Source organism: Polaromonas sp. (assembly GCF_012927455.1).
Lineage (GTDB): Bacteria > Pseudomonadota > Gammaproteobacteria > Burkholderiales > Burkholderiaceae_C > Polaromonas.
Window position 1 is genome coordinate 247,203 of sequence record NZ_JABBPE010000015.1, and the last position, 24,301, is coordinate 271,503.

Consider the following 24,301-nt stretch of genomic DNA (forward strand, 5'->3'; position numbering starts at 1 on the left):
TCAAACTCCTTCTTTACGTTTGAGCAACTGATTAAAGGCGATGCCGAAGGCGGCGATCAGGAAGACGCCGGAAACCAGCGTCAGCAGCCACTGGCGGCGGATTTCGTCGGCAAACTCGGCTTCAACACCGTAGTTGGCGAGTTGGCTTTCGCTGTGCCGATATTTCACTGGAACACCTTTCTTGATGTTCTCGGCACCGGCATGCTTGGCGCTGTTGAGCATGGGCCAGCTGACCTGGCCAGGATAAAACAGCGTGACGTTGGACCATTGGTCCTTCCACTGCTGCGGCGCGGCCCCTTCAAAGCGCTGCGCCACGATGTCGCCGGCGCGTCCCAGGCCGAGCGAAGAAGGCAGCGACACATAGTGCCAGCGACCGCCCGTTGCATTTCGGTGGACGGCAAATGCCACGGAATACGCGCCCTGGTCTTTCAGGACCTTGTCATCCAGTGGATGGCCGGTATCGAGCTTGCGTGAAAGCGTCACGTCCCAGTAGCCGTCGGCCCAACGCCCCTTGCCTTGCACCGCAATGTCGGCCATGGAGCCTTCGGGTGTGCGCAGCGTGCGTCTGGGCAGGGTGTCGCCATTGACCCAGCCGGCGGCCGGATCAAAAGCAACTGCCTCGCCTTCGCGCAGAAAGTAGGTGGAATCCTGGTCGATTTTCCCTTGCTGGACGTCATCCCATTTGAGTGCCTTGTAGCCGGTGGCTGCAGCATTGAACATCAGTTTGGGCTGCTTTTTTTCGCCATCCCAGTTGCTTCCGGCGGCGCTTTTGCCTTCGTCGCCCATGCGCCCTTCGGCGATCACCTGGTCATCGGACATGTTGATGGGGTTGGAGCGATGACCACGCCAATGCCACAGGTCCAGAAAGTAGCCGGCTTCGCGTTGCGCTTTCAGCTTTTCTTCCGGCTGCACGCTGGCCCAGTCGTCGATGTCGGTGCGGGTCCCCGGCAGGGACTTGCTGACTTCCTCCTGCTTTAGCTTTTTACCCAGATAAGGTTGCGCTTTGACCTCGTCGCCGTTGGCATGCTTGGTGAAGGTGGCAATGCCTGAGCCAATGGCCAGGTAACCGCCGTAGCGTGCAAACTCCGGCACGCTGCCATCGTCCAGCATCATCGCCACGCGATCTTCCTGCAGTCCGCTTAATTCAGGGCCGGGGTTGCCCGCGCCCTTGCGCACCCACTTGCCGTCTTCGAACTTCACGACATCATGAAAGATGCCGGGTTTTTGAGCCGGCCAGCGGTAGCGGAAAAACATGTCCGTCCCGTTGTAGGCAGCCTGTACCTGCAGCGGCACGGTCAGCTGCTTGGGAATGCTGATATTGCGCTTGAGATCGTCGTGAACCACGCCGCTGCCGTGGGTGAACCACGACAGCAGCAAACCACCGCCAAACAACGTCAGGGCAGCAACAAGCCCCGTGACCCGCAATTGATTACGCATGCAAGACCTCCATTTGTGAAACATGTGCTCACATAGTAGGAAGCTAAAGGAAAACCCTTATTGATGGCGGTCAACGTTGTAAACGTGAACCGGCCCTGCGGTGTGTCCGTTGCCCTAAAGCAACGCAATCAGTGGCAAAACCGATGCCTTTGCCCCTTTGTAGACGCAGGCAACACGGGTCCGATGGCTTCCAAGCGAAAGAGCAACGCGTAGATGCGCTGCTGCTTTTTTTGCATTGAGTTAGTCAGGAACCAAAGACGAGCGCCCCGGCTGCTTTAGGCGTTCTGTCATCAAGCCCGTGCCAGGGGGCCCGGCTGCAAGCGCGATGGAAAAAAGGTCCGCAACCGGTCAAGCTGACCTGATTAACTACAAAATCGGCCTTTAGCCTCTATTCCATAAGCGTAAGCAGCTATAAAAAAGATAGTAAAAAAGTTCAGGAAAAGCGAATTGGAAGCTATGCCGTGGTGAGTTGGCGTCTTTTCTGTCTGTCCTTGCCTGTATTGAAACTCTCGGCAAGGGCGTGTCTTAAGGGCGGGTTCTGCAGACTGCGTCGCTTCCATGTTCCATCCGCGAGTGTTCAGCTCCCTTGTGCTGGCCCACATGACGCCGCGAGACGCCATAGTTAAATTGCAAGGCTTTTGCCACTGCTTTTAAATTTTTCGAACGGTTCAAAACTAAATGAGCTCCATTTTTTAGTTACAAAAAATAGTTTTATTTACATATTTGTTACTTGAAGTGACAATGGCGCTACTTCTGTGGCGAGCGCTGGCGCGCCACGAAGTGCATGACGAGTTGCTGATGCGCGACCAAATCTGAACGGCTTGGCCGAGGTGTTCGCGCTAAGTGGCGGTTTGCGGGGAAGACGACCAGGTTTTTTTGGGTACCTGTCTGTTATTTCCTATTCCCTATGACTCACCGTACGCCCGCTACTTTCAGCCTCATGCCACACTGCCTTCGTGGCCTTTTGCTCATCCTTGCCTTGGCCGCAGCTTTTCCTGCCCTCGCCAGCCGCGACCTCACCACGCTCAGCCTTGAGCAATTGATGGACCTCAAGGTGATCGGTGCTTCCAAGTACGAGCAGAAGCAGGCCGAGGCAGCGGCGGCGGTGAGCATCATTACGCGCGACGAAATTCGCGCCTTTGGCTGGCGCACGCTTGACCAGGCGCTGGCCAGCCTGCCCGGCATCCACACCACCTACGACCGCCAGTACAGTTATCTCGGCACGCGCGGATTCGGCTTGCCGGGCGACTACACCACCCGCGTGCTGGTCACCATCAACGGCAACCGCACCAACGAGGCGGTCTACGACTCCGGCCCGACGGGTCGGCAGTTCCCGCTTGATCTCGACTTGATTGAGCGCATCGAGTTCATCCCCGGCCCGGGCGGTGCGGTGTATGGCCAAAACGCCATGTTCGGCGTGGTCAATGTGATCACCCGCACTGGTGCAGCAGTTGATGGCGCCGAATTCGCAGCGGCCTGGCAAGACCCGCAGGCGCTGGGCGAGGGCCGGGCCAGTTTCGGTAAGTTGCTGGACAACGATGTCGATGTGCTGGTTTCGGTCTCCGCTTTGCATGCGCAAGGCGAAGACCGCTTCTTCAACTTCGGCGCTGCCGGTGTTTCGGGCGTGGCCACCGGCTTGGACGGCGAACGCAAAAAGCAGTTCTTCGCAAGTATTGCCCGCGGCCCTTGGGCCTTCGAGCTGATTACCAGCGATCGCCGCAAGGATGACCCCACCGGCGCCTACCGTTCGGACCCGCTGGTGACGGGGCACTACCAGGGCGACCGCTACACGCTGGCGCAAGCGCGCTATCAGAACAGTTTTCCGGGCGACGCGTTGCAGTTGCAGGCGCGGCTGTTTGCTGGACGTTACGACTACACCAGCCTTCTCAGCTATGGCACGGCTTTTAACCTCGCGGCGACCAGCCATTGGCACGGCGGCGAACTGCGCCTGCTCTACACAGCGCTGGCCGATCACAAGTTGATGTTCGGCCTGGAGGCGCAGAAAAATACCCGGGTCGAGCAGCAGACGCTTGATGTGACGATCCCGGCGAATAACCTGCTGTTCACAGCTCCGGGCCGGCGCGTCGGCGTCTATGCCCAGGACGAATGGCGCATCGCCGATACGCTGACGGCTACCCTGGGCCTGCGGGTCGATCACGACAACGTCACCGGCACCCAGGCCAGCCCGCGCGCAGCGCTGATCTGGCAGGCCGCACCCGGGGCAACGCTCAAAGCGCTCTACGGCCGTGCCCACCGCGCGCCGAACGCCTACGAGCGCGACTACAGCGACGGCGTCTCGCAGGTCGCCAACCCGGCGCTCAAAGGCGAGCGCATCGACACGCTGGAACTGGTGGCCGACCATCGCGTCGGACGCGACCTGAACTTGCGCGCCTCGACTTATCAGTGGCGCATGCGTGATCTGGTGGTACTGGGCATCGATCCGGTCAGCGGCTTGCCGCAATACCAGTCGGGTGACCGGGTGACGGCCAAGGGACTGGAGCTGTCCGCCGACAAAACCTGGGACTGGGGCGGCCGCCTGCGCGGCAGCCTCTCGTTGCAGCAAGTGCGCGACGCCAGCAGCGCCAAATTGAAAAATTCGCCGCAGCTGCTGGGTAAACTCAATTTCTCGGCACCGTTGTCGGTCGCTGGCCTGCGCCTGGGCTATGAGCTGCAATACGATGGCCAGCGCCGAACGATTGACGGCAGCGACACAGACGGCTACGCAATGTCGAACCTGCACCTCAGCACGAGCAAGCTGGCTAAAGATCTGGAGGTCGGCCTGGGCATCCGCAATCTGTTTGACAAGCGCTACGCCCACCCCGGTGCCGACACCAATTGGCAAAACGCGCTGGAGCAGGACGGCCGCAGTGTGCGCCTGCAAGCCACCTACAGGTTCTGAGCAAGCTTGATGAAACCACTCAACGCCATCGCAGGGCTGCACCCCGGCCCGCCACCCTGGCAGAAACGCTGGTACTGGCGCTTTCTGGGGTTTGGCCTGATGTGCTTTTGCTTTTCCCCCCCGGCCAGCAGCCAGGAGTTCTCGGAGTACCAGCTGAAGGCTGCGTTTCTCTACAACTTTGCAGCATTCACCGAGTGGCCGCCGCAGTTGGGCAGTCTGCTCAACCTGTGCATTTACGGCCGCGATCCATTCGGCGTGGAAATTGACGGGCTGAACGGCAAGGCCACAGGATCGCGCACGCTCGCTGTGCACCGCAAGAGCAGCCCAGCGGCCCTGCAAGGCTGCCAGATCGTTTTCATTGCCGGTGCTGACATCGATCAACTACCTCGACTGCTCGACACGCTGCGTGGCTTGCCGGTGCTGGTCGTGGCCGACAGCCCAGGGGCCGCGCGCCTGGGCGCAGCCCTCAACATGAAGCTGGCGCAGGGGCGCGTTACGTTTGAAGCCAACCTGGTCACAGCGCGCAGTGCCGGTCTCAAACTCAGCGCCAGAATGCTGAGCCTGGCCACGGAGGTCATTCAATGACGCAAGCCACGGTCGCTACGGGACGAACCACGCTGGGCGAGCGGCTGCTTCGGATCAACCGCATCACGCTGGGGGTCTCCATTGCGATCATGTTGGTGATCGTTGTCTGCAGCAGCTTCACGCTCGGTCTGTTCGGTCTGCTGGACAGCAGCCGCCTGCAAGCCAGGGTGCTGGCCGAGGGTGCGGCCGCCCCGATGATGTTCAACGATGCCAGTGCGGCCGACCTGTTGCTGCAGCCACTGCGCAACTTGCCGCAAGTGCACAGCGCTGCTCTTTACACGGTGCAGCAAACGGTCTTGGCGAACTACCAGCGCCACACGCACAGGTCGATCGACGGGTCTCCGGCATCGATGGCCCCAAGCCAAACGGTCGGCCCGGCCTACCTTGAGGTGGTTGAGCAGATTGTTTTCGCGGGGCAGTTGCGCGGCACTGTCCATTTGAGAGTCGGCCTGGCGCAGCTTTATTGGCAGACGCTGTGGCAGTTGCTGGCGGCGCTGGGCGCTGCGCTGCTGGCTCTGCTGGCCAACCGCGCGCTGGTGAAACGGCTCAATGTCTCGGTCTTGAAGCCGCTGGTGGAGCTGAATCGAATCACGCAACGGGTTTCAATGGATGCCGACTATGGACTGCGCGCGCGGTCCAGCAACATCTCGGAGCTTGAACTGCTGGCCCAGGGTTTTAACCGCATGCTCGAGCAGATCCAGCAACGCGACGCCAGCCTTGAAGCGCACCGTGAGCACCTGGAAGAAGAGGTGAGCCGGCGCACCGTGGATTTGCTTGCGGCAAAAGACGCGGCTGAAACGGCCAGCCGCGCCAAGAGCGAGTTTCTGGCAACCATGAGCCACGAAATCCGCACTCCCATGAATGGCGTGCTCGGCATGAATGAATTGCTGCTCGACACTGAACTCAACCCGCAGCAGCGCCAGTGGACTGAGGAGGTTCAGACATCCGGGCGGCACTTGCTGAGCGTGCTCAACGATATTTTGGACTTCTCCAAAACCGAGTCCGGACAATTGCAGCTGGAGTCGGTTGACTTTGACCTGGCCGAACTGGTGGACGAGGCGCTGGCCATGTTCACCCAGGAGGCCGAGCGCAAAGGGCTCGAACTTGCGGTTCAGTTCCCGCCTGACAGCACCGTCAGGGGCGTGCGTGGCGACCCGTTTCGGCTGCGTCAGGTGCTGGCCAACCTGATTGGCAATGCAGTCAAGTTCACCAAGGCAGGCGAGGTGTTGGTGCGGGTCGAATTCGACGCGGTCACCGACACCGATGTCGGCATCAGGCTGTCCGTCGAAGACACGGGCATCGGCATCGCTCCCGAGGTGCACGGCCAGATCTTCGAGCAATTCTCGCAGGCCGATGGCAGCACCACCCGAGAGTTCGGTGGCTCGGGTCTGGGCCTGGCGATCTGCAAGCGGCTGCTGGCACTGATGGGCGGCAGCATTCGCGTGGAGAGCACCTCGGGACAAGGCGCGCGGTTCTTCGTCGAGCTGCGTCTGCCCAGGGGAGTCAGCTTGCCCGCGCAGGCCCCCGAGTCAAAGATACTTGAAGGCGTGCGCGTGTTGGTGGTGGAAGACAACCAGACCAACCGGCAAATCCTGCAGCAGCAACTCACGCGCTGGCACATGCAAGTGCAATGCGCAGCCAGCGGCGATGAAGCGCTGCGCCTGCTGGCGTTGGCGGCACACCATGACCAGCCCTTCGAGGTCGCTGTTTTGGACATGCACATGCCCGGGATGGACGGATTGCAGCTGGCTTGCGCCATCCAGGCACGGCCCGAACTCAAGGTGACGCGCCTGTTGATGCTCTCATCGACCTACGCCAGCGCTGACCGGCAGGCACACAGCAAGGCGGGCATCTTGCGCTATGTGAACAAGCCGATCCGCCGCGCCGAGCTGTTTCGCGTCCTCAGCGACACCGTGGCCGCCGTCCCAACGCAGGCAACGCCCAGTAAGTCAACGCCAGCGCATGTTGCGGCATTGATGAGGGGCAGCGTTTTATTGGTGGAGGACAACCCGGTCAATCAGAACCTGGCCCTTGCCATGCTGCGCAAACTGGGTTTGCAGGTTGCCCAGGCCGGCGACGGCCTGGAGGCTGTCGAGCTGGCACGTCAATCTGATTTCGACCTGGTGTTGATGGACTGCCAGATGCCGGTGATGGACGGCTACCAGGCCACCGCCGCCATCCGTAACTTGCCCGACGGGCGTGGCGAAGGCCTGCCCATCGTTGCCTTGACGGCCAACACGATGCAGGGCGACAAGCAAAAGTGCCTGGACGCCGGCATGAACGATTTTCTTGCCAAGCCCTTTACCTTGGCGCAATTGCGCGCCATGCTGGCGAGCTGGCTGCCGCAGCCCCCTGCAGTGCTTGCCGCGAGCGCAGCCGCGTTGCCTGCCGTGCCCGCCGCGGTATCGGTGGCCCAAGCAGCTTCGCCCAAGACGCCGGCCATCAACCCGGCCACGCTTGAGGCATTGCGCGAGTTCGATCCGCACGGAAGCGGTGGGTTGGCGGCAGAGCTGCTGCAAACCTTTCTGACGATGGCGCAACCGGGCCTTCGCAGCGTTGAAAACGCCGTGCTCGCCGCCGACAGCAAGGCCTTGGCTGCAGCGGCGCACACGCTCAAATCAGCGGCGGCCAACGTCGGAGCCCAGACGCTTTCGGACTTTTATGGTCAGCTAGAGCTGCTCGGGCGAGAGCAAAAAGTCAACGCGGCGCCCGCGCTGCTCGATCCGCTGCGCCAAGCACATGAGCAGGCCGTGGCGCGTATTCACGAAATTTTGGAGGAAACGGCCACATGACTACTTTTGCGAAAATCCTGGTGGTTGACGACGACCCAACGGCGCGGCTGCTGATGCGCGCTGCGCTGCAACAAACTGGTTTCGATGTCCGGCTGGCGGTGGATGGCGCCGACGCGTTGCGCCAGTTTGCTGGTGACTCGTTTGACCTGGTCATGCTCGATGTGGACATGCCAGGCATGAGCGGAATAGACGTTTGCACGGCATTGCGCGCTCAGGGTGGTGAATATCTGCCTATCGTCATGGTGACGGGCATGGACGATGTCAAGTCAGTGGAGGCAAGCTTTCAGTCGGGGGCCACCGATTTCATCGCCAAGCCCATTAACTGGGCGCTCCTCGGTCATCGCGCTCACTATTTTCTGCGTGCGTCGCGTGCCTTGTCCGACCTGAGTGAGGCCAATGCGCGCAGCAAGCTGGCCGAGGCGGAGCTGCATCAACACCGCGACCACCTCGAACAGCTGGTCGAAGCGCGAACCCGCGAGCTTACCCACGCCAAGCAAGCCGCCGAAGCCGCCAACGTGGCCAAGAGCTCTTTTCTTGCCAACATGAGCCATGAAATTCGTACGCCGATGAACGCCATCAGCGGCATGGCGCAGCTGATGCGGCGCGCCGGTGTCACACCTGCGCAGTCCTTAAAGCTCGACAAGATTGATGCTTCGGGCCAGCATCTGCTGGAAGTCATCAACGCCATTTTGGATGTCTCCAAAATCGAAGCCGGCGGGGTTGTCATGGAGGAAACCGCGGTTGACGTTGGGGCCATCACCTCTAAAGTAGCTTCCATGCTTGTCACTGCTGCGCAAGAGAAAGGCCTGTCGCTAGTTGTTGAGACCGAGTCGCTGCCGCAGCTCTTGCTGGGCGACGCCGCCCGGCTACAGCAGGCGCTGCTGAACTACCTGACCAACGCCATCAAATTTACCGAAGCTGGAACCATTCATTTGCGCAGCAGGGTGGAGGGCGCGTCCGACGACAGCGTGCTGGTGCGTTTCGAGGTTCAGGACACTGGCATCGGCATTGCCCCGGACACTTTGGGCAAGCTGTTTTTCGCCTTCGAGCAGGCCGACAATTCAACGACGCGCAAGTACGGAGGCAGCGGCCTTGGACTAATCATTACCCGGCGTCTGGCTGAACTCATGGGCGGCACAGCGGGCGTTGAGAGCGTGCTGGGCGCTGGAAGCACGTTCTGGTTCACGGTACGGCTCAAGAAGAGCAGGGCCTGCGTGATAGCCAATACCAGCGAGCCGAGTGATGCTTTAGCCGAGCAGGTGCTGAAGCGGGACTTCGCACGCCGTCGAATTTTGCTGGTCGAGGACGATTTGCTGAATCAGGAGATTGCGTGCATCTTGCTGGAAGAAGCCGGATTGACCATTGACTTCGCCGAGGACGGCGTCAGCGCGGTTGAAATGGCGGCACGCGGTGACTACGCGCTGATACTCATGGACATGCAGATGCCGAAGATGGGCGGCGTAGACGCCACCCGAATCATTCGGGCCTCGGCCAAGGGCAGGCAGGTGCCCATCGTGGCCATGACGGCGAACGTGTTTGCCAAGGACATGGAACGCTGCATGGATGCAGGCATGAACGACTTCATCTCCAAGCCGTTTAACCACGAAGCTTTTTTTTCCATCGTCCTGAAATGGCTCGCTCGCGCTGCAAGCAAGCCGGTGGGCGCTGAAGCCGAGCCAGCCGATTACTTGGCCTAGCCGCACTTTTGCGTTTTTTACGCGCGATGGCGGATGGCGACGCCTGCGTCCTGGCCGCCGCAGCTTTACTGCGTCTGAAGGGTGGTTGAACGGCATCTGAAAGAAGCGCATCCGCGTTTAAGAAAGCGCTAAGACGCCGCCAGCATCATGGAGCCATCACCAACCAAGGCGTCACCATGAAGCTGTCAGCGCAAGTCCGATCCCCGCTGCGATCTCTCCTTACTTTGGCAGCGCTGGCTGGCGCCGCTTTGGTTCCCGCCCACGCCGCCGCTCCGGCTGAACTGCTGTCGGGCTACACCGCCCAAGCGGGCGCGCCGGCCGTGCCAGCACGCGGCCAGCAGTTTTTTACGACACGCCACGGCAAGGAGTGGAGCTGCTCGTCATGCCATGGCGCCGTGCCCACGCAGGGCGGCAAGCACGCGGCTACCGGCAAGCCCATTACCGCGTTGGCGCCGGCCTTCAGCGCAGAACGTTTTACCGACGCGGCCAAGACCGAGAAATGGTTTCGCCGCAACTGCAATGACGTGGTGGGCCGCGAGTGCTCGGCCGTTGAAAAGGCCGATGTTTTGAGCTGGCTGATGACGCTCAAGCGTTGATGTGCCGTCTTTCTTTCACGCTACAACTCCAAGGATAAAAATCATGTCGATTCAACTTCACGCCACCGTCTATCAGGTCTTGTTCGGCCTGATCGCGGTCGCCGCCTTCAGCCACTCGGCTCACGCCGAAGGCAACCAGCGCACGGCGCCGCTGCTGCCGAAGTACCAGCAGGAGTGCGGCGCTTGCCATGTGGCCTACCCGCCCGGCATGCTGCCAGCGGCCTCATGGAATCGGCTCATGAGCAAGCTGGACAGCCACTACGGCACCGATGCTTCGCTTGATGCGCCAACAATGCAGGAACTGCAGCGCTGGCTGAGCGCGAACGCCGGCAACACCAAACGCGTGCGCGAAGAGCCGCCGCAAGACCGCATCACGCGCTCGACGTGGTTCATCCGCGAGCACGATGAAGTGTCCGCCGCCAGCTGGAAGCTGCCGGCCGTCAAGAGCGCTGCCAATTGCGTCGCCTGCCACAACGGCGCCAACCAGGGAGATTTCAATGAAGACAAAGTCCGCATTCCCCGCAAGTAATCCGCTCGATACGCCGCTCAATACGCCGGCGAGTTCGCCAGCCGGCCGCAAGATCCTGGTCTGGGATGCACCGGTGCGGGTCTTTCACTGGCTCATGGTGCTGAGCTTTGCCGGTGCTTACCTGAGCGCCGAAAGTGAACGCTGGCGTTTGCTGCATGTGACGCTGGGCTACACCATGGCGGGCCTGGTGGTTTTTCGCATTTTGTGGGGCCTGCTGGGCACGCGCTACGCGCGCTTTGCAAGCTTTGTGCGCGGCCCCAAAGCGGTGGGGCGCTACTTGGGTGCCCTGTTGCGCGGCCAACCTGAGCACCATGCCGGGCACAACCCGGCCGGTGCGCTGGCCATCGTCGCGTTACTGGCGCTGACGCTGGGCGTCGCCGCGTCGGGCTGGGCCAGCTACAACGAAGTTGGCGGCAATTGGCTGGAAGACATCCATGAGGCAGCGGCCAACCTGATGCTGGCCGTCGTCGGCTTGCACATAGTCGGCGTTGTACTTTCCAGCTGGCTGCATCGCGAGAACCTGGCGCTCGCCATGCTGAGTGGTCGCAAGCTCGGCACGCCTGAAGAGGGGATTCGTCGCGCCTGGCGCAGCGTGGCCGCGCTGATGCTGGTGGCGGTGCTGGGTTTTTGGTGGCAGCAGTGGCAGGGCGCGCCTTCGGGCAATGGTCCTGAGGAGCGGTCCGCTGCAGCGACGCAGCAGGGCAAGTCTGCTCGCGATGGCGACTGAGCAGACCTGCATGGGACAATCGCTGCTATGCGTATCCTGCTTGCCGAAGACGACCCGCTGCTAGGCGATGGCCTGCGCGCGGGGCTCAAACAGCTTGGCTTTCAGGTCGATTGGGTGCGCGATGGCGAGGCTGCGGAACGCGAGCTGCAGGGCCAGGCCTATGCCGCCTGCGTGCTCGATCTGGGGCTGCCGCGCAAAGACGGGTTGGATGTGCTGGCGGCCATTCGCCGCGCCGGTATCCTGACGCCGGTGCTGGTGCTGACCGCGCGCGATGCGGTGCCCGAGCGCATTCGCGGGCTTGACGCGGGCGCCGACGACTACGTGGTCAAACCGGTGGATCTGCATGAGCTGGCGGCGCGGCTGCGTGCGCTGGTGCGGCGCGCGGCCGGTCAGCCGCAGGAATGCCTGAGCGCGCAGGATGTGGTGCTCGACCCGGCAGCGCGCTCAGTGCGCAAGGCCGGCGAGCTGGTGGTGCTGTCAACCCGGGAGTTTGACCTGCTGCAAGCCTTCATGCTGCGCGCCGACCGCGTGCTCTCGCGTGAACAGCTCGAGCAGCAACTCTACAGCTGGGGCCAGGAGGTGGAAAGCAACGCGGTAGAGGTGCATATCCACAATCTGCGGCGCAAGCTGGGCGCCGCGCTGATCCACACGGTGCGCGGCGTTGGCTACATGCTGCAGCGCGACGCACCTAAATCATGAGGCTGATGAAGCCGCCGCGTTCACTGCAAGGCCGGCTGCTGGTACTGGTGCTTTCCTTGGTGGTGCTGGTCTGGCTGGCCACCGCCGCGCTGACCTGGCTGGATGCAAGCCATGAGCTCGACGAACTGCTGGACGGGCACCTGGCACAGGCGGCCGCGCTGCTGGTGGTTCAGCAGGCACAGGAAATTGATGAGGAAGATGACCGCGGCGTCGACGCACCGACGTTGCACCGCTATGCGCCCAAGGTGGCGTTCCAGGTTTTCCACGAAGGACGGCTGACCTTGCGCTCGGCCAACGCGCCCACGCTTCCCATGGTCAAGCCCGGCAAGGGTTTCGAGGCGGGTTTTGACACCGTGCAAATCGCCGGCACGGCGTGGCGCGTGTTTGCCACCAGCGGCGCAAAGCGCGACGTGCAGGTGTACGTGGGCGAGCAGGCGAGTTCGCGCGCCGCCATTTTGTGGGCCGTGCTGCGCAGCACGCTGTGGCCGATGGCCGTGGCGCTGCCGCTGCTGGCGCTCACCGTGTGGTGGGCGGTCTACCTGGGGGTGGCGCCGCTGCGCCGGCTTGGCAGTGCGCTGGCCGAGCGCCAGGCGCAGGCGCTGCACCCGGTCGCGCTGGACGGCGCACCCTCGGAAATGGCCCCTATGGTCAGCGCACTCAATGCGCTGTTCGAGCGTATTGGCACACTGCTCGAATCCGAACGCCGGTTCACGGCAGATGCCGCGCACGAGCTGCGCACGCCGATCGCTGCGATCCGTATTCAGGCGCAGGTGGCACTCGGCGAGACCGACCAAGCCTTGCGACTACACGCGCTGCAATTCACGCTGGACGGCTGCGACCGCGCCACCCGGCTGGTCGATCAATTACTGACCCTGTCGCGGCTCGAAGCCGTTGCGGCTCCCGACCTGGCTGCCGTCGATCTGCGCGCACTGACCCAGCGTGTCGTGGCCGAACTGGCGCCCAAGGCCATCGGCAAAAACCAGACGCTGGACTTCGATGCCCTGGAGCCCTGCAGCGTTGCCGGCAACGAGACGCTGCTGGCCGTGCTGGTGCGCAATCTGGTCGACAACGCCGTGCGCTACAGCCCGCCGTCGGCGCGCATAAAGGTAAGCCTGCAGGCCGTGGAAGGGCAAAGCGGGGAGAGCGGGCAGGTGGTCTTAAGCATTGAAGACAGCGGGCCCGGTCTGACCGAGGCCGATCGCCAAAGACTTGGTGAGCGCTTCTTCAGGGTAGTTGGCAGCTTGGATAGCGGCAGCGGACTGGGCTGGTCCATCGTGCGGCGCATCGCTGCCGTGCACCATATGGACCTTCAGATTGAGCGCTCGGTGGCGCTGGGCGGCCTGGCCGTTCGCGTGCGCTGCCAGTCCAGCGTTGCGGCGGCGTGACCTTCCTGGCCGGTTTTACCCACGAAATATGCCTCTAGCCCAATAGGGAAGGGCGCAAGCAGCTATCAAAAATATAGCAAAAAAAAGTAGAAAGCGCTGGGTTAGATGCGTAGTGTCAGGTGCTACAGGGTTGCTGCTCGGCGGCTTGAGGCCGGCTGGCAAGCGGGTTGCTTAGCGCAGCGCTGAATCGCCGGCAAAGGCCGAAAAAGGCGAAGCGACAGGCGCCACCGCTAGCGGAACGGCCTGTAAGGCCTGCGCGGCGGCTGGTGCTGTGGCTGCAGGTTGCGCAGCGGTAACGCGGCGCGCCCCGTTGAAGCGCGTTTGCCAGTAGCTGATGCCCATGTTTTCAACGCGCACTTCGGCACCGGGCTTGGGCGAGTGAATGAACTTGTTGTTACCGACATAAATGCCGACATGGCTAAAGGTGCGCCTCAACGTGTTGAAAAACACCAGGTCACCGGGCTGCAGCTCGTTTTTTTCGATGCGCTGGGTGGCGGCCGCTTGTTCCTCAGCGCGGCGCGGCAGCAGCATTCCCACGCTTTGCTGGTAGATGGCGCGTACAAAACCGCTGCAGTCAAAGCCGGTTTCGGCGTTGTTGCCACCGCGTTTGTAAGGCACACCCAGAAAGCCCATGGCGTTCACCACCAATTCGGACGCTTTCAGTGTCACGCTTTGGCGAACCTGGTCGATTTGCGTTAAAAAGCCTTTGTCGGTGAGCATTTTGTCCATGTCATCGCCAGAATTGCCGGGGGCTGCATGAGCGCTGGCTGCAAGAAGCAAAGCAGAAGCAATGAGGAGAGTAGGGGCAATCGTTCGCATGGCGGCAAGCTTACTTGAAGGATTGGTCCTACGTCAAGCTCAGAGGGTTTCTTGATTTCACGAGTAAACCTTTGATTTTTAATGAATTAATACGTAACGGAGCATTTAGTCGCTGGTAGCAACGCCGCCGGGGAACTGCCACGCCACCAATGGGCATCCGCTGGCGTAGGCAGCCGTCAGCGGCTTATGGGATATTCCGGCTTTAAAACCCTGAAACTGCAAAATGGGCGCCCAGCCTATTCATTTAAGGAGCTAAATATGCCTTCAGCCCAACGGAGACGGGCGCTTCAAGCTATTATTTTGATAGCTAATGTGCTGTGCGCCGGGCTAGCCCAGGTTCATGCTCAAGTTCAGGCCCTGCGTCCTGAAACGCTCGCCAGCGGCCTGCAAAACCCCTGGGCTTTGGCTTTTTTGCCCGACGGTCGTTTTCTGGTGACCGAGCGCCCCGGCCGGCTTCGGGTGATAGCGCCCGACGGCCAGCTGGGCCAGCCCGTCAGCGGCCTGCCCGACATTGCCGCCGGTGGGCAGGGCGGCTTGCTCGATGTGCTGCCGGACAGCGACTTTGCCCGCAACCGCGCGCTGTACTTCTGCTTTTCCGAACCCGCAGCCGTTGGCAGCGCCAACAGTACGGCGCTGGCGCGCGCCACCCTGAGCGCAGACTACGCCCGGCTGGAAGACCTCAAGATTATTTTTAGCCAGAAGCCGAAAGTTGCCAGCTCGGCGCACTTTGGCTGCCGTATTGTCGAAAGCCGTAGCCCTGGGGCCAACGGCAAGCCCGACGGCAAGCTGTTTTTAACGCTGGGCGATCGCTTTTCGCGCAAGGAAGACGCGCAAAAGCTCGACAACCACCACGGCAAGATTGTTCGCATCAACAAGGATGGTTCCGTGCCTGCAGACAATCCGTTTGTCGGCAAAGCCGGGGCCTTGCCGGAAATCTGGAGCTACGGCCACCGCAATGGCCAGGGCGCCGTGCTGGCGCCCGACGGCAGGCTCTGGATGCACGAGCATGGGCCGCAGGGTGGCGACGAAATCAATAATCCCAAGCCTGGCGCCAACTATGGCTGGCCGGTGATCACCTATGGTGAAAACTACGGCGGCGGAAAAATCGGTGCGGGCCTGACCAGCCAGAGCGGCATGGAGCAGCCTCTGCACTACTGGGTGCCCTCGATTGCACCCTCGGGCATGGCCTTTCTAACCAGCGAGCGCTATGGCAAGGCCTGGCAGGGCAATCTGTTTGTGGGCTCGCTCAAGTTCAGTTACCTCAACCGCATCGAACTGTCCCAGCCCTTTGGCGGCAAGGTGCTTCGCGAAAGCCGGCTGCTTGTCGAATTGGGCGAGCGCATTCGCGACGTGCGCCAGGGCCCCGATGGTCTGCTTTATGTGCTGACCGATAGCAACAACGGCAAGCTGATACGTTTGCAGCCGAACTGACGATTCACCGGAGGCGGCCAGTCCATTGCGCCCCGGCACTTCAGCCGAAATAAAGCATGAATCAGGCTGCAAGCCCAGTAGCCATGGGCGCTAATAGCTATGATTTTTATAGCGTCCGAGAGCTTGCGCTGGCGCGCGCCGCGCCGATAGGCCGTTGCAGAGCTTAAGACGGCGCGCAGCCGGCCTTGGCAAGGCCCACAGTTATCATGCCTGCATGACTTACAGGGATTCATTGCAAAGCCGTCTGACGCAGACCGGCGAAGCCGCGCAGCACTGGCTGGTCGAGTGGTGGCGGCTGATTCAGCTGGGCGCCATGATTTTGGTGCTGACGCTGTCGCCGTCGAGCTACAGCCGCGAGAGTCGCCTGGTGCTGGCGCGCCACATCTACGTCAATACCGCGCCGATTCTTCTCTGGTTTACCGTGCTGAGTGCCCTGATCACGGTGGTGCTGACGCGCATCGTGATGGTGACGGCGCTGAGCTATGGCCTGTCGCAGTACGGGCTGCAGGTGGTCATCCGCGTGCTGGTGCTTGAATTGATTCCGCTGACGGCGGCGCTGTTTGTGGCGCTGCGCTGCACCATTCCCGATGGCGCCGAACTTACCGTCATGCAGTCCAGCGGAGAGCTGGACGAGATGCGCGCGCGCGGCATTGATCCGGTGCGGCGCGAGGTGCTGCCGCGCGTCGTCGCCGGCATGTTTTCGGGCATAACGCTGGCCACGCTAAGCAGTGTGGTGGCGCTGGTGGTGGCGTATGTGGCGGTGTTCGGCTTCACGCTGTCGGGCGTGGCGGGCTACACCCGGCTGTTTGGCCAGGTGTTCAGCCCCGCCGTGACGCTGATCTTCGTCCTCAAGACTCTGCTGTTTTGCCTGGCCGTCTCACTGATTCCCATGGCCTCGGCCTTGTACGGCATGCGCGGCGCCAGCTTGCGCACCAGCGCTGAAATGCGCGGGCTGGTCCGCATGTTTGCCGTGGTGTTGCTGATTGAAGTGAGCTCGCTGGTCGGCAACTATTATTGACACCAGCTTTGACCCAGGACACCGCACACCCATGAGTTCTCCCCGCGACCCCTTAGCGCAGCCTACGCCGCCTGCGGCTGGCCCTGACGCCATGACGGCTCCCCCTGCGCAGGGCGCCAACCTGGAATTCAAGGCCAGGCTGCTGCTGCTCTTCATGCTGCTGCTGGTGAGCGCCTCGGCGCTGTACGTGCTGTACGCCCGTGGCGCGTTTGAGTCGACCCAGCGACTGGTGCTGGTGGCGGAAGACTCTGAGGGAGTGGTGGTCGGCATGGACTTGACGTTTGCCGGTTTTCCGATCGGCCGGGTACGGCGCATCGAGTTGGCGCAGGACGGCAAGGCGCGCATTCTGGTCGACGTTGCCGCCAAGGACGCACATTGGCTGCGCACCAGCAGCATCTTCACGCTGGTGCGCGGCATTGTCGGCGGCCCCAACATCCGTGCCTACACGGGGCTGCTCAATGACCCGCTGCTGCCCGATGGCGCCGTGCGCAGCGTGCTTCAGGGCGACGCCAGCGCGGAAATTCCCAAAGTGATTTCGGCCGCCAAAGACCTGATAGAGAACTTGAGCAACCTGACCAGCAGCAGCGGCTCGGTCGGCACCATGCTGGCCAATTTGCAGACCCTGACCGGGCGGCTTAACGGCCCGGGCGGTGCGCTGACGGTACTGCTCGGCAGCGAGGCGGAGTCCAAAAAACTGGCGCTCACGCTGGAGCGCACCAACTCTCTGCTGGCCAGGCTAGACGGTCTAGCCGCCAAGGCCGACACCCAGGTATTTGGCGCCAAGGGCGTGATGCCCGAGACCCGCGCCACCATCGTGCAGCTCAACGCCATGCTGGGCGAGGCGCGCACCAGCCTGAAAAAGGTCGATGCCATTTTGGTCGATGCGCAGGCCATCAGTGCCAACGCCAAGGACGCCACCAATGACCTGGGCGCGTTGCGCGGCGAAGTGGAAGCCAGTTTGCGCAAGGTTGAAGGCCTGGTCAATGAGATCAACCGCAAATGGCCGTTTGCCCGCGATGCCGAGTTGAAGCTGCCATGAAGACTGCCAAAACCGCCATGATGCCCACCGTGACGAAATTCGCCGTTCCACTTGCCACCACGCTACTGCTGGCTGCCTGCGCCAGCGGCCCGAAGACTCCTGACTGGCAACTCGAAGCCAAGGGCGCCATGGAGCGTTCGGTGGCCGCCTATATGGAAGGCAACAGCCGTGTCGAGCTGGCCGAACTGGCGCGCGCGCGCAGCCAACTTTCGCGCACCGGCCGCGCCGACCTGCTGGCCACGGCCGAGCTGCTGCACTGCGCCACCCGCGTCGCCAGTCTGGTGTTTGAGCCCTGCGCTGGTTTTGAAAAACTGCGCCAGGATGCCGCGCCCGCCGAGCGCGCCTATGCCGACTACCTGCGTGGCCAGCTGCAGCCGCAGGGCATCGCGCTGCTACCGCCCCAGCAACGCGCCGCCGCCGCCGGTAACGCGGGCGCGGTCAAGGGCATGGCCGATCCGCTTTCGCAACTGGTCGCGGCCGGGGTGTTGCTGCAAAGCGGCAAGGCCAGCCCGGCCGTGATTGCGCAGGCGATTGACAGCGCCTCAAGCCAGGGCTGGCGTCGCCCGCTGCTGGCCTGGCTGGGCCTGCAGGCGCAGCGGGCCGAGCAGGGCGGTGATGCCCAGGAGGCCGCCAGGCTGCGCCGGCGCATCGCGCTGGCCGAGCATGCGCCTGCCAGCGCTTTGCCGCCGAAAGAGGCAGTGAAGGAAAGCAAGTGAGTTATACCCTCAGGCTTTTTGCCTTTGAAGACGTCTCGCCTCAGGAACTGCAGGCGGCAGAGCAGCGCTTCAAAGCGGCACTGGAGGCCGAGCTGGGCGACGCCAGCCTGGTCGCGCCGGTCTATGCCGCCTACCTCAAGATAGTCGCGAGCTACAGCGAGACGCCGCCCGAAGATGCACTGTCGCCGGGCGAGCTGGAAATCTTCAGCCAGTGGCAGGCCGCAGAGGCGGCGGCCGTCACTGCGGCATTGGGGCCGAACCGTTACATGGGCGATGCGCAGTTTGAAATTACCGGCTGAACACCAGGAACGGAAAAATGCCTGAAAAGACGTCTGCTGAAACGCCATCGCCTTCGCCTTCGCCCACAACGACGGCGTATTGCATGGTGCAGACGGCGCTGGCAAGCGAAGCCCAGGCCGAGGCGCTGGCCCGGCTGATCGTCGGCGCGCGCCTGGGCGCTTGCGTGCAGCTGCAGCCCATCCGCAGTTTTTACCGCTGGCAAAACGAGGTGCGCGACGAGTCCGAGTTCCTGCTGCAGATCAAGACGCGCCAGGCCTGCTACCCGGCGCTGGAAGCCTTCATTCGCGCCCACCACAGCTACGAAACGCCCGAGATCGTGCAGTTGCCGATAACGGCAGGTTCTGCCGATTACCTGCAGTGGCTGCAGGCTGAAACTGGCGGATAAGGCGCGCAGCTTGGCTCGCTTCCTCAGAGCAATAGGCCTAAAGCCCATATATAACGGGCATAAGCAGCTATTAAAAGAATAGCAGTTGAAGGCCTGGCGGCGCGGTTGGCAGGTGTCGCACCACGGCTCAATCGGGCTTGGCAGCCGCCGGCTTGTCCTTGGACAAGAGCGAGCCCAGCAAATCCATAGGCAGAGGAAACACGATGGTTGAGGCGCGGTCGCCGGCGACCTGCGTCATGGTTTGCAAATAGCGCAGCTGCATGGCTTCGGGTTGCCGCGCCAGCGTCTGCGCCGCTTCCAGCAGGGCGGCGGCGGCCTGCTTTTCGCCCTCGGCGTGAATCACCTTGGCGCGGCGCTCGCGTTCGGCTTCGGCCTGGCGGGCGATGGCGCGCACCATTGTTTCGTTCAGGTCGATGTCCTTGATCTCGACGTTGGTTACCTTGATGCCCCAGCCGTCGGTCTGCGCGTCCAGAATGCGCTGGATGTCGACATTGAGCCGCTCGCGCTCGGCCAGCATTTCATCGAGCTCATGCTTGCCGAGCACCACGCGCAAGGTGGTTTGCGCCAGCTGGCTGGTTGCCATCAGGTAGTTTTCCACCTGGATGATGGCTTTTTGTGGATCGATGACGCGAAAGAAAATCACCGCGCTGACCTTGACAGACACGTTGTCGCGCGAAATCACGTCCTGCGGATCGACGTTCATCGTCACCACGCGCAGGTCGATGCGCACCATCTTTTGCAGTCCCGGAATCAGCAGCACCAGCCCCGGCCCTTTGACCTTCCAGAAACGCCCGAGCTGGAACACCACGGCGCGCTCGTATTCGCGCAGGATGCGCACCGCGCTGGCCAGCAGCACGATGAACAGGATCAATAGCGGGATCAGCACACCGCCCAGGCCGAGATTAAAACTGCTGCTCATGACGTTCTCCTTAAGTTTTTTCTTGGGTTTGTTCTTGTGGTTCAACTTGCACATCCAGCGTCAGCCCGCGCAGCCCAAGCACGCGTATGCGTTGGCCGGGCCTCAGTTGCTCCAGCGGCTGCTGGCTACTCACGCGCCAGCGCTCGCCCTGAACCTGCGCCCAAATTTCTCCGTCGCTGACCTCCAGCACTTCGCCCAAGGTGCCTGGCAGGCCTTCGCGTCCGCCCAGCACCGGCCTCCGGCGCGCCTTCAGCGCCATGGAGCCGCCCAGCAAAATGACTGCTGCCGAGGTGGCGGCCAGCGCCAGCACCAGCACCAGCGGCACGCCAAAGCCAGGAGCGTCCCGGTCGAACAGCAGCAGGCCGCCGGCGATGAAGGCAATCACCCCGCCGCCGCCCAGTACGCCAAAGCTGGGCGCCAGCAACTCGGCCACCAGCAGTACCAGGCCAAGCCCGATCAACGCCAGCCCGGCGTAGTTCACCGGCAGCATTTGAAGCGCAAACAAGGCCAGCAGCAGGCAAATGGCACCGGCAATGCCCGCCAGGCCGACGCCGGGTGACGCAAATTCGAAAATCAGGCCGTAAATGCCAATCATCATCAGGATCAGCGCCAGCCCCGGGTTGGCAATAACGGACAGCAGGCGCTGGCGCCAGTCAGGCGGCCGCCTTTCATGAACCAGGCCCCAGGTGGCCAGCTTGACGTCTGCGTCCTGCACGCGCACGGTGCGGCCGTCGATCTGGCTCAGCAGGTCGGGCAGGTCTTTCGCCACCACGTCGATCACCTGGTCACGCAGCGCCTCGCTGGACGTCAGGGTGGCGGCCTCGCGCACCGCGCGCTCGGCCCAGTCGGCATTGCGGCCGCGCAGCTGCGCCAGCCCGCGGATGAAGGCGGCGGCATCGTTGACCTGTTTGGACGTCATGGCGTCGTTCGGGCCGCCGGCCGGCTTCGCGTCTGCCCGGTCTGCCCGATCTTCACGGCCGCTGCCTTTGCCTGGCTCGGGGTCCGCTTTGGGGTCGTGGGCCGGTCCGGGCGCTTTGCGTTCCATCCCTGGCAGGCCGATGGCCACCGGCGTGGCCGCACCCAGCGTGGTGGCCGGCGCCATGGCGGCAATGTGGGCGGCATAAAGAAGGTAAGTACCGGCGCTGGCGGCGCGTGCGCCTTCGGGGTGCACATAGACCGCCACCGGCACCCGAGAGGCCAGCACGGCCTGGATGATCTGCCGCATCGAGCTGTCGAGCCCGCCCGGCGTGTCGAGCTCGATCACCACAAGCGGTGCGCCGCTGCTCTCGGCCCGGTGGATACCGCTCACCAGATAATCGGCATTGGCCGGACCGATGGCGCCCTGCAGCGTCAGCACCAGCACCGGCGCAGCGCCAACGGCCGGCGCCGCCAGCAGCAGCAAGGCCAGTCCCAAGCCCTGAATCAATGCCAACCACAGCGACATGGCACGCCTGGACAGGCGCGCGCCTGCCGTTGCTCGGCCATATAAAGGGTTGGACTTGCGCACTGACGCCATTGAGGCCTCCAGGAAGGCCACGACTGCCTTCGAGTATTCCAAACAAGACTATGCGCCAGCCGCCACAGGTCTCCAATAGCGCGCATGCTATTCCATGCCGTGAGCCGGGGATTCGGAGGGCTGGACGGCGCGGGTTAGCTTGCGGGTCAAACCCTTGATGCTATAAATACAATAGCAGTTAGCGCCCGTATCTATTGGGCTACAGCCTGTTTTGCTATGAAAAAGGCGAATCTGCCCAGGCTCCGCGCCAGGCGGCTTCATATTCTTTAAGGGATCCGGTGCTTCCAGCAGTAACTGCAGTCCGGCCGGCGCGGCAGGCGCGCCAGACAGAGCAGCCTGCCGGTGGCAGAATTTAAACCAGTAGACAAACCTGTCTGCTTGAACGTGTTATCCCCCCAGGAGACGTCATGGAAACAAGACCCCCGCTGCCACCTTTTACCTTTGAGACTGCGGTGCAGAAAGTGCGCGCCGCCGAGGATGGCTGGAACACGCGAGACCCAAAGCGGGTAGCCACGGCCTACACGCTGCAAAGCCGCTGGCGCAACCGCGCAGAGTTCGTCTCGGGCCGCGAAGAAATCGTCGGCTTGCTGTCGCGCAAGTGGGTGCGTGAGATGGACTACCGCCTCATCAAGGAGCTCTGGGCTTTTGGCGGAAACCGCATCGCCGTTCGTTTTGCTTACGAATGGCATGACGACGCAGGCAACTGGTTTCGCTCTTACGGCAATGAAAACTGGGAGTTTGATGACATGGGACTGATGGCGGTGCGGCATGCCAGCATCAACGATTTGCCCATCCAGGCTGCCGAGCGCAAATTCCACTGGCCGCCTGGGCGTCGTCCGGATGAACATCCAGGGCTGAGCGATCTGGGGCTTTGACCGCCGTGGTTCGGATGCTGTTGTGGGGCAGTAAAATACCCGCCCGACTCGCAGCGAGGTTTTTTAGTACGCTGCGCGGACTTGATTTTTGATCTGATTTTTTGACCAGAGTGAACGAGCCTTGACCGACCCCCGCACCGCGCCGCCCGATTCGGCCGCCCCTTCCCCCTTCGAATCTCTTCCCAAGACACAAGAGCCGCGGCTTTGGTGCGGCGACGGCTGGACGGCACGCGTTCTTAAAAATGAAGACGATGACGGCTGGGCCGTGGCGATGATCAAGGACGGCGAGCCCGAGCCCGCGCTGGTCGGCCCCTGGACCATGGGGCGCGACAAAAAGAACCCCAAGCCGCTCGATGTCAACGCTTTCAACACGCTGGTCAAGACCGCCGCAGAGTTTGTGCGCCGCCATGAGCAGCAGTTGCACGCGACGCTGCACCAGCGCATCACCGTCAGCGCCAAATCGGCCCGGGTCACGGTGTCACTCGACATCGTGCCCGACGAAGAGCATCCGCATGCGCTGCTGAGCGCGCACGACGAAGGTGGCGAGTTGCTGGCCGAACTGCGCGTGGCGCCGTCCTTCAAGCTCAACCGCGTCAGCGCCGTGGCCTGGGCCGAGAGCGATTTCAGCCGGCCGGCCGAGCGGTGAGCGCCGCATCAAGCGCCTGCGGCATCGACTTCGGCACCTCCAACTCCACCGCCGGCTGGAGCCAGCCCGGGCAAAGCACGTCGCAAGCTGCGCTGCTGGCGCTGGAAGACGGCAAGCTGACACTGCCGTCGGTGGTGTTCTTCCATGCCGAAGACAGCCACGTCAGCTACGGCCGCGCCGCGCTGGCCGACTACCTGACGGGCAACGAGGGGCGTTTGATGCGCTCCATGAAAAGCCTGCTGGGCACCTCGATGATCGACGACCACACCGAAGTCGCCGGCCGCGCGCTGCCGTTTCGCTCGCTGCTGGCGCAGTTCATAGGCGAGATCAAGCGGCGCTCCGAGCAGGCGGCGGGCCGGCCGTTTACCCGTGCCGTGTTAGGGCGCCCGGTATTTTTTGTTGACGACGACGCCAAGGCCGACCAGCGCGCCCAGGACACGCTGGCGCAGATTGCCAATTCGGTGGGCCTGCGCGACATCGCCTTTCAGTACGAGCCGATTGCCGCGGCCTTCGACTACGAGTCGCAAATCTCGCGTGAAGAACTGGTGCTGGTGGTGGACATTGGCGGCGGCACCTCGGACTTTGCCTTGATTCGCCTTGGACCCGAGCGTGCCGCCCGCTCCGAGGCCGGGCTGGACCGACGCGAGGATATTCTGGCCAGCAGTGGCGTGCACATTGGCGGCACCAATCTGGACAAGGCGTTGAGCCTGGTCAGCGTAATGCCGACCCTGGGGCTGGGCAGCCTGCTGCAAAGCGGCTTGCAAGTGCCGTCGGCGCACTACTTCAACCTGGCGACCTGGCACACCATCAACCTGGCTTACACCAAAAAAGCCTGGTCACAACTCAGCGCGCTGCACCGCGAAGCCTGCGACAAAGCCAAGCTGGAGCGGCTGCTGGGCGTGGTGCGCGAGCGCGCTGGCCATTGGCTCGCGCTGCAGGTGGAAGCGGCCAAAATTGCCTTGTCCGATGCGGACGTGGCGCAGATCGATATTGGCCGCATTGCAGCGGGCGAAAGCATCAGCCTGCACCGCGCCGACCTGAACCGCGCGATTGACGGGCTGGTGGCGTCGGTCGAGCAGACCGTGGCGCGCCTGCTGAGCGACGCCGGGGTTGCCGCCGCAGGCATAGACACGGTGTTTTTTACCGGCGGCTCCAGCAGCGTGCCTCTGCTGCGCCAGCGCATCCTGGCGCTGACACCGCAGGCGCGTTGCGTGGAGGGCGACTTGTTTGGCAGCATTGGCGCCGGACTGGCGCTGGACGCCAGGCGCAAGTTTGGTTAAGCGGTCGGTGT

22 protein-coding genes are annotated in these 24,301 nt (G+C 62.7%); 18 read left to right on the forward strand and 4 right to left on the reverse strand.

Annotation, left to right across the window (positions count from 1 at the left end):
• Window positions 1-1,437 carry an ethylbenzene dehydrogenase-related protein gene (locus HHJ18_RS13355; RefSeq protein ID WP_296916025.1) on the reverse strand — a complete coding sequence of 479 codons (1,437 nt, stop codon included), beginning with the start codon at window positions 1,435-1,437 and terminating at the stop codon, window positions 1-3.
• 979 nt (window positions 1,438-2,416) lie between these two features.
• On the opposite strand from HHJ18_RS13355, the gene HHJ18_RS13360 reads away from it, so the two are divergent.
• From HHJ18_RS13360 to HHJ18_RS13400, 9 genes are all read left to right on the forward strand, one after another.
• A complete protein-coding gene (locus tag HHJ18_RS13360; protein ID WP_296916027.1) occupies window positions 2,417-4,336 on the forward strand; it encodes a TonB-dependent receptor in 1,920 nt (639 codons plus the stop codon).
• A gap of 9 nt (window positions 4,337-4,345) precedes the next feature.
• Entirely contained in the window at window positions 4,346-4,921 is a 576-nt protein-coding gene (locus HHJ18_RS13365) for a YfiR family protein (RefSeq protein ID WP_296916029.1), read from the forward strand.
• The gene (locus HHJ18_RS13370) at window positions 4,918-7,713 is read left to right on the forward strand and encodes a response regulator (protein WP_296916031.1); all 2,796 of its coding nucleotides are present in this window, start codon (window positions 4,918-4,920) and stop codon (window positions 7,711-7,713) included. Before HHJ18_RS13365 ends, HHJ18_RS13370 begins: the two co-directional genes overlap by 4 nt.
• Window positions 7,710-9,410, forward strand: coding sequence for a response regulator (locus tag HHJ18_RS13375; protein ID WP_296916032.1), 1,701 nt, complete (start codon window positions 7,710-7,712; stop codon window positions 9,408-9,410). The genes HHJ18_RS13370 and HHJ18_RS13375 overlap by 4 nt, the downstream gene beginning before the upstream one ends.
• Window positions 9,411-9,586: 176 nt before the next feature.
• Window positions 9,587-10,006, forward strand: coding sequence for a DUF1924 domain-containing protein (locus HHJ18_RS13380; protein WP_296916033.1), 420 nt, complete (start codon window positions 9,587-9,589; stop codon window positions 10,004-10,006).
• A gap of 43 nt (window positions 10,007-10,049) precedes the next feature.
• Window positions 10,050-10,535, forward strand: coding sequence for a diheme cytochrome c (locus tag HHJ18_RS13385; RefSeq protein WP_296916035.1), 486 nt, complete (start codon window positions 10,050-10,052; stop codon window positions 10,533-10,535).
• Window positions 10,504-11,262, forward strand: a complete 759-nt coding sequence (locus HHJ18_RS13390; protein ID WP_296916036.1) for a cytochrome b/b6 domain-containing protein — start codon at window positions 10,504-10,506, stop codon at window positions 11,260-11,262. Before HHJ18_RS13385 ends, HHJ18_RS13390 begins: the two co-directional genes overlap by 32 nt.
• 27 nt (window positions 11,263-11,289) lie before the next feature.
• Window positions 11,290-11,961, forward strand: a complete 672-nt coding sequence (locus tag HHJ18_RS13395; protein ID WP_296916038.1) for a response regulator transcription factor — start codon at window positions 11,290-11,292, stop codon at window positions 11,959-11,961.
• A gap of 5 nt (window positions 11,962-11,966) precedes the next feature.
• The gene (locus tag HHJ18_RS13400) at window positions 11,967-13,346 is read left to right on the forward strand and encodes an ATP-binding protein (protein ID WP_296916610.1); all 1,380 of its coding nucleotides are present in this window, start codon (window positions 11,967-11,969) and stop codon (window positions 13,344-13,346) included.
• Between the two features lie 171 nt (window positions 13,347-13,517).
• Here the strand turns inward: HHJ18_RS13400 and HHJ18_RS13405 are convergent, their stop codons facing one another.
• Complete coding sequence (locus HHJ18_RS13405; RefSeq protein ID WP_296916040.1) at window positions 13,518-14,165, reverse strand: C40 family peptidase; 648 nt, start codon at window positions 14,163-14,165, stop codon at window positions 13,518-13,520.
• Between the two features lie 258 nt (window positions 14,166-14,423).
• Here HHJ18_RS13405 and HHJ18_RS13410 point away from each other — a divergent pair, with 258 nt between their 5' ends.
• The 6 genes from HHJ18_RS13410 to cutA all read left to right on the forward strand — a co-directional run bounded on the left by HHJ18_RS13410 (window position 14,424) and on the right by cutA (window position 19,054).
• Entirely contained in the window at window positions 14,424-15,596 is a 1,173-nt protein-coding gene (locus HHJ18_RS13410; protein ID WP_296916041.1) for a PQQ-dependent sugar dehydrogenase, read from the forward strand.
• Window positions 15,597-15,810: 214 nt separating this feature from the next.
• Window positions 15,811-16,614 (forward strand): ABC transporter permease, encoded by an 804-nt coding sequence (locus HHJ18_RS13415; protein ID WP_296916043.1) that lies wholly within the window; start codon window positions 15,811-15,813, stop codon window positions 16,612-16,614.
• A 91-nt stretch (window positions 16,615-16,705) separates the two neighbouring features.
• Window positions 16,706-17,653 carry an MlaD family protein gene (locus tag HHJ18_RS13420; RefSeq protein ID WP_296916611.1) on the forward strand — a complete coding sequence of 316 codons (948 nt, stop codon included), beginning with the start codon at window positions 16,706-16,708 and terminating at the stop codon, window positions 17,651-17,653.
• 20 nt (window positions 17,654-17,673) lie between these two features.
• A complete protein-coding gene (locus HHJ18_RS13425) occupies window positions 17,674-18,369 on the forward strand; it encodes a hypothetical protein (protein WP_296916613.1) in 696 nt (231 codons plus the stop codon).
• Window positions 18,366-18,668, forward strand: a complete 303-nt coding sequence (locus tag HHJ18_RS13430; RefSeq protein ID WP_296916044.1) for a hypothetical protein — start codon at window positions 18,366-18,368, stop codon at window positions 18,666-18,668. Before HHJ18_RS13425 ends, HHJ18_RS13430 begins: the two co-directional genes overlap by 4 nt.
• 17 nt (window positions 18,669-18,685) lie before the next feature.
• Window positions 18,686-19,054 carry a divalent-cation tolerance protein CutA gene (gene cutA / locus HHJ18_RS13435; protein ID WP_296916045.1) on the forward strand — a complete coding sequence of 123 codons (369 nt, stop codon included), beginning with the start codon at window positions 18,686-18,688 and terminating at the stop codon, window positions 19,052-19,054.
• Window positions 19,055-19,181: 127 nt separating this feature from the next.
• On the opposite strand, the gene HHJ18_RS13440 is transcribed toward cutA, so the two are convergent.
• Together HHJ18_RS13440 and HHJ18_RS13445 are read right to left on the reverse strand one after the other, a co-directional pair.
• Entirely contained in the window at window positions 19,182-19,973 is a 792-nt protein-coding gene (locus HHJ18_RS13440; RefSeq protein ID WP_296916047.1) for a slipin family protein, read from the reverse strand.
• 10 nt (window positions 19,974-19,983) lie between these two features.
• Window positions 19,984-21,531, reverse strand: coding sequence for a nodulation protein NfeD (locus HHJ18_RS13445; RefSeq protein ID WP_296916049.1), 1,548 nt, complete (start codon window positions 21,529-21,531; stop codon window positions 19,984-19,986).
• A 365-nt stretch (window positions 21,532-21,896) separates the two neighbouring features.
• Between HHJ18_RS13445 and HHJ18_RS13450 the strand changes: the two genes are divergently transcribed.
• The 3 genes from HHJ18_RS13450 (at window position 21,897) to HHJ18_RS13460 (ending at window position 24,290) form a co-directional block, all read left to right on the forward strand.
• Window positions 21,897-22,364: a nuclear transport factor 2 family protein gene (locus HHJ18_RS13450; RefSeq protein WP_296916051.1), complete on the forward strand. Its 468-nt coding sequence runs from the start codon at window positions 21,897-21,899 to the stop codon at window positions 22,362-22,364.
• 121 nt (window positions 22,365-22,485) lie between these two features.
• Complete coding sequence (locus HHJ18_RS13455; protein ID WP_296916053.1) at window positions 22,486-23,010, forward strand: hypothetical protein; 525 nt, start codon at window positions 22,486-22,488, stop codon at window positions 23,008-23,010.
• A complete protein-coding gene (locus HHJ18_RS13460; protein ID WP_296916055.1) occupies window positions 23,007-24,290 on the forward strand; it encodes an Hsp70 family protein in 1,284 nt (427 codons plus the stop codon). Before HHJ18_RS13455 ends, HHJ18_RS13460 begins: the two co-directional genes overlap by 4 nt.
• Window positions 24,291-24,301 lie beyond the last annotated feature (11 nt).

Excerpts from the sequence above, each read along its gene's own strand:
- HHJ18_RS13450 (WP_296916051.1), top strand. The coding sequence starts at position 21,897 with ATGGAAACAAGACCCCCGCTGCCACCTTTTACCTTTGAGACTGCGGTG.
- HHJ18_RS13365 (WP_296916029.1), top strand. The coding sequence starts at position 4,346 with ATGAAACCACTCAACGCCATCGCAGGGCTGCACCCCGGCCCGCCACCC.
- HHJ18_RS13385 (WP_296916035.1), top strand. The coding sequence starts at position 10,050 with ATGTCGATTCAACTTCACGCCACCGTCTATCAGGTCTTGTTCGGCCTG.
- HHJ18_RS13375 (WP_296916032.1), top strand. The coding sequence starts at position 7,710 with ATGACTACTTTTGCGAAAATCCTGGTGGTTGACGACGACCCAACGGCG.
- HHJ18_RS13390 (WP_296916036.1), top strand. The coding sequence starts at position 10,504 with ATGAAGACAAAGTCCGCATTCCCCGCAAGTAATCCGCTCGATACGCCG.
- HHJ18_RS13395 (WP_296916038.1), top strand. The coding sequence starts at position 11,290 with ATGCGTATCCTGCTTGCCGAAGACGACCCGCTGCTAGGCGATGGCCTG.
- HHJ18_RS13420 (WP_296916611.1), top strand. The coding sequence starts at position 16,706 with ATGACGGCTCCCCCTGCGCAGGGCGCCAACCTGGAATTCAAGGCCAGG.
- HHJ18_RS13405 (WP_296916040.1), bottom strand. The coding sequence starts at position 14,165 with ATGCGAACGATTGCCCCTACTCTCCTCATTGCTTCTGCTTTGCTTCTT.
- HHJ18_RS13410 (WP_296916041.1), top strand. The coding sequence starts at position 14,424 with ATGCCTTCAGCCCAACGGAGACGGGCGCTTCAAGCTATTATTTTGATA.
- HHJ18_RS13425 (WP_296916613.1), top strand. The coding sequence starts at position 17,674 with ATGCCCACCGTGACGAAATTCGCCGTTCCACTTGCCACCACGCTACTG.
- cutA (WP_296916045.1), top strand. The coding sequence starts at position 18,686 with ATGCCTGAAAAGACGTCTGCTGAAACGCCATCGCCTTCGCCTTCGCCC.
- HHJ18_RS13440 (WP_296916047.1), bottom strand. The coding sequence starts at position 19,973 with ATGAGCAGCAGTTTTAATCTCGGCCTGGGCGGTGTGCTGATCCCGCTA.
- HHJ18_RS13415 (WP_296916043.1), top strand. The coding sequence starts at position 15,811 with ATGACTTACAGGGATTCATTGCAAAGCCGTCTGACGCAGACCGGCGAA.
- HHJ18_RS13370 (WP_296916031.1), top strand. The coding sequence starts at position 4,918 with ATGACGCAAGCCACGGTCGCTACGGGACGAACCACGCTGGGCGAGCGG.
- HHJ18_RS13400 (WP_296916610.1), top strand. The coding sequence starts at position 11,967 with ATGAAGCCGCCGCGTTCACTGCAAGGCCGGCTGCTGGTACTGGTGCTT.
- HHJ18_RS13380 (WP_296916033.1), top strand. The coding sequence starts at position 9,587 with ATGAAGCTGTCAGCGCAAGTCCGATCCCCGCTGCGATCTCTCCTTACT.
- HHJ18_RS13355 (WP_296916025.1), bottom strand. The coding sequence starts at position 1,437 with ATGCGTAATCAATTGCGGGTCACGGGGCTTGTTGCTGCCCTGACGTTG.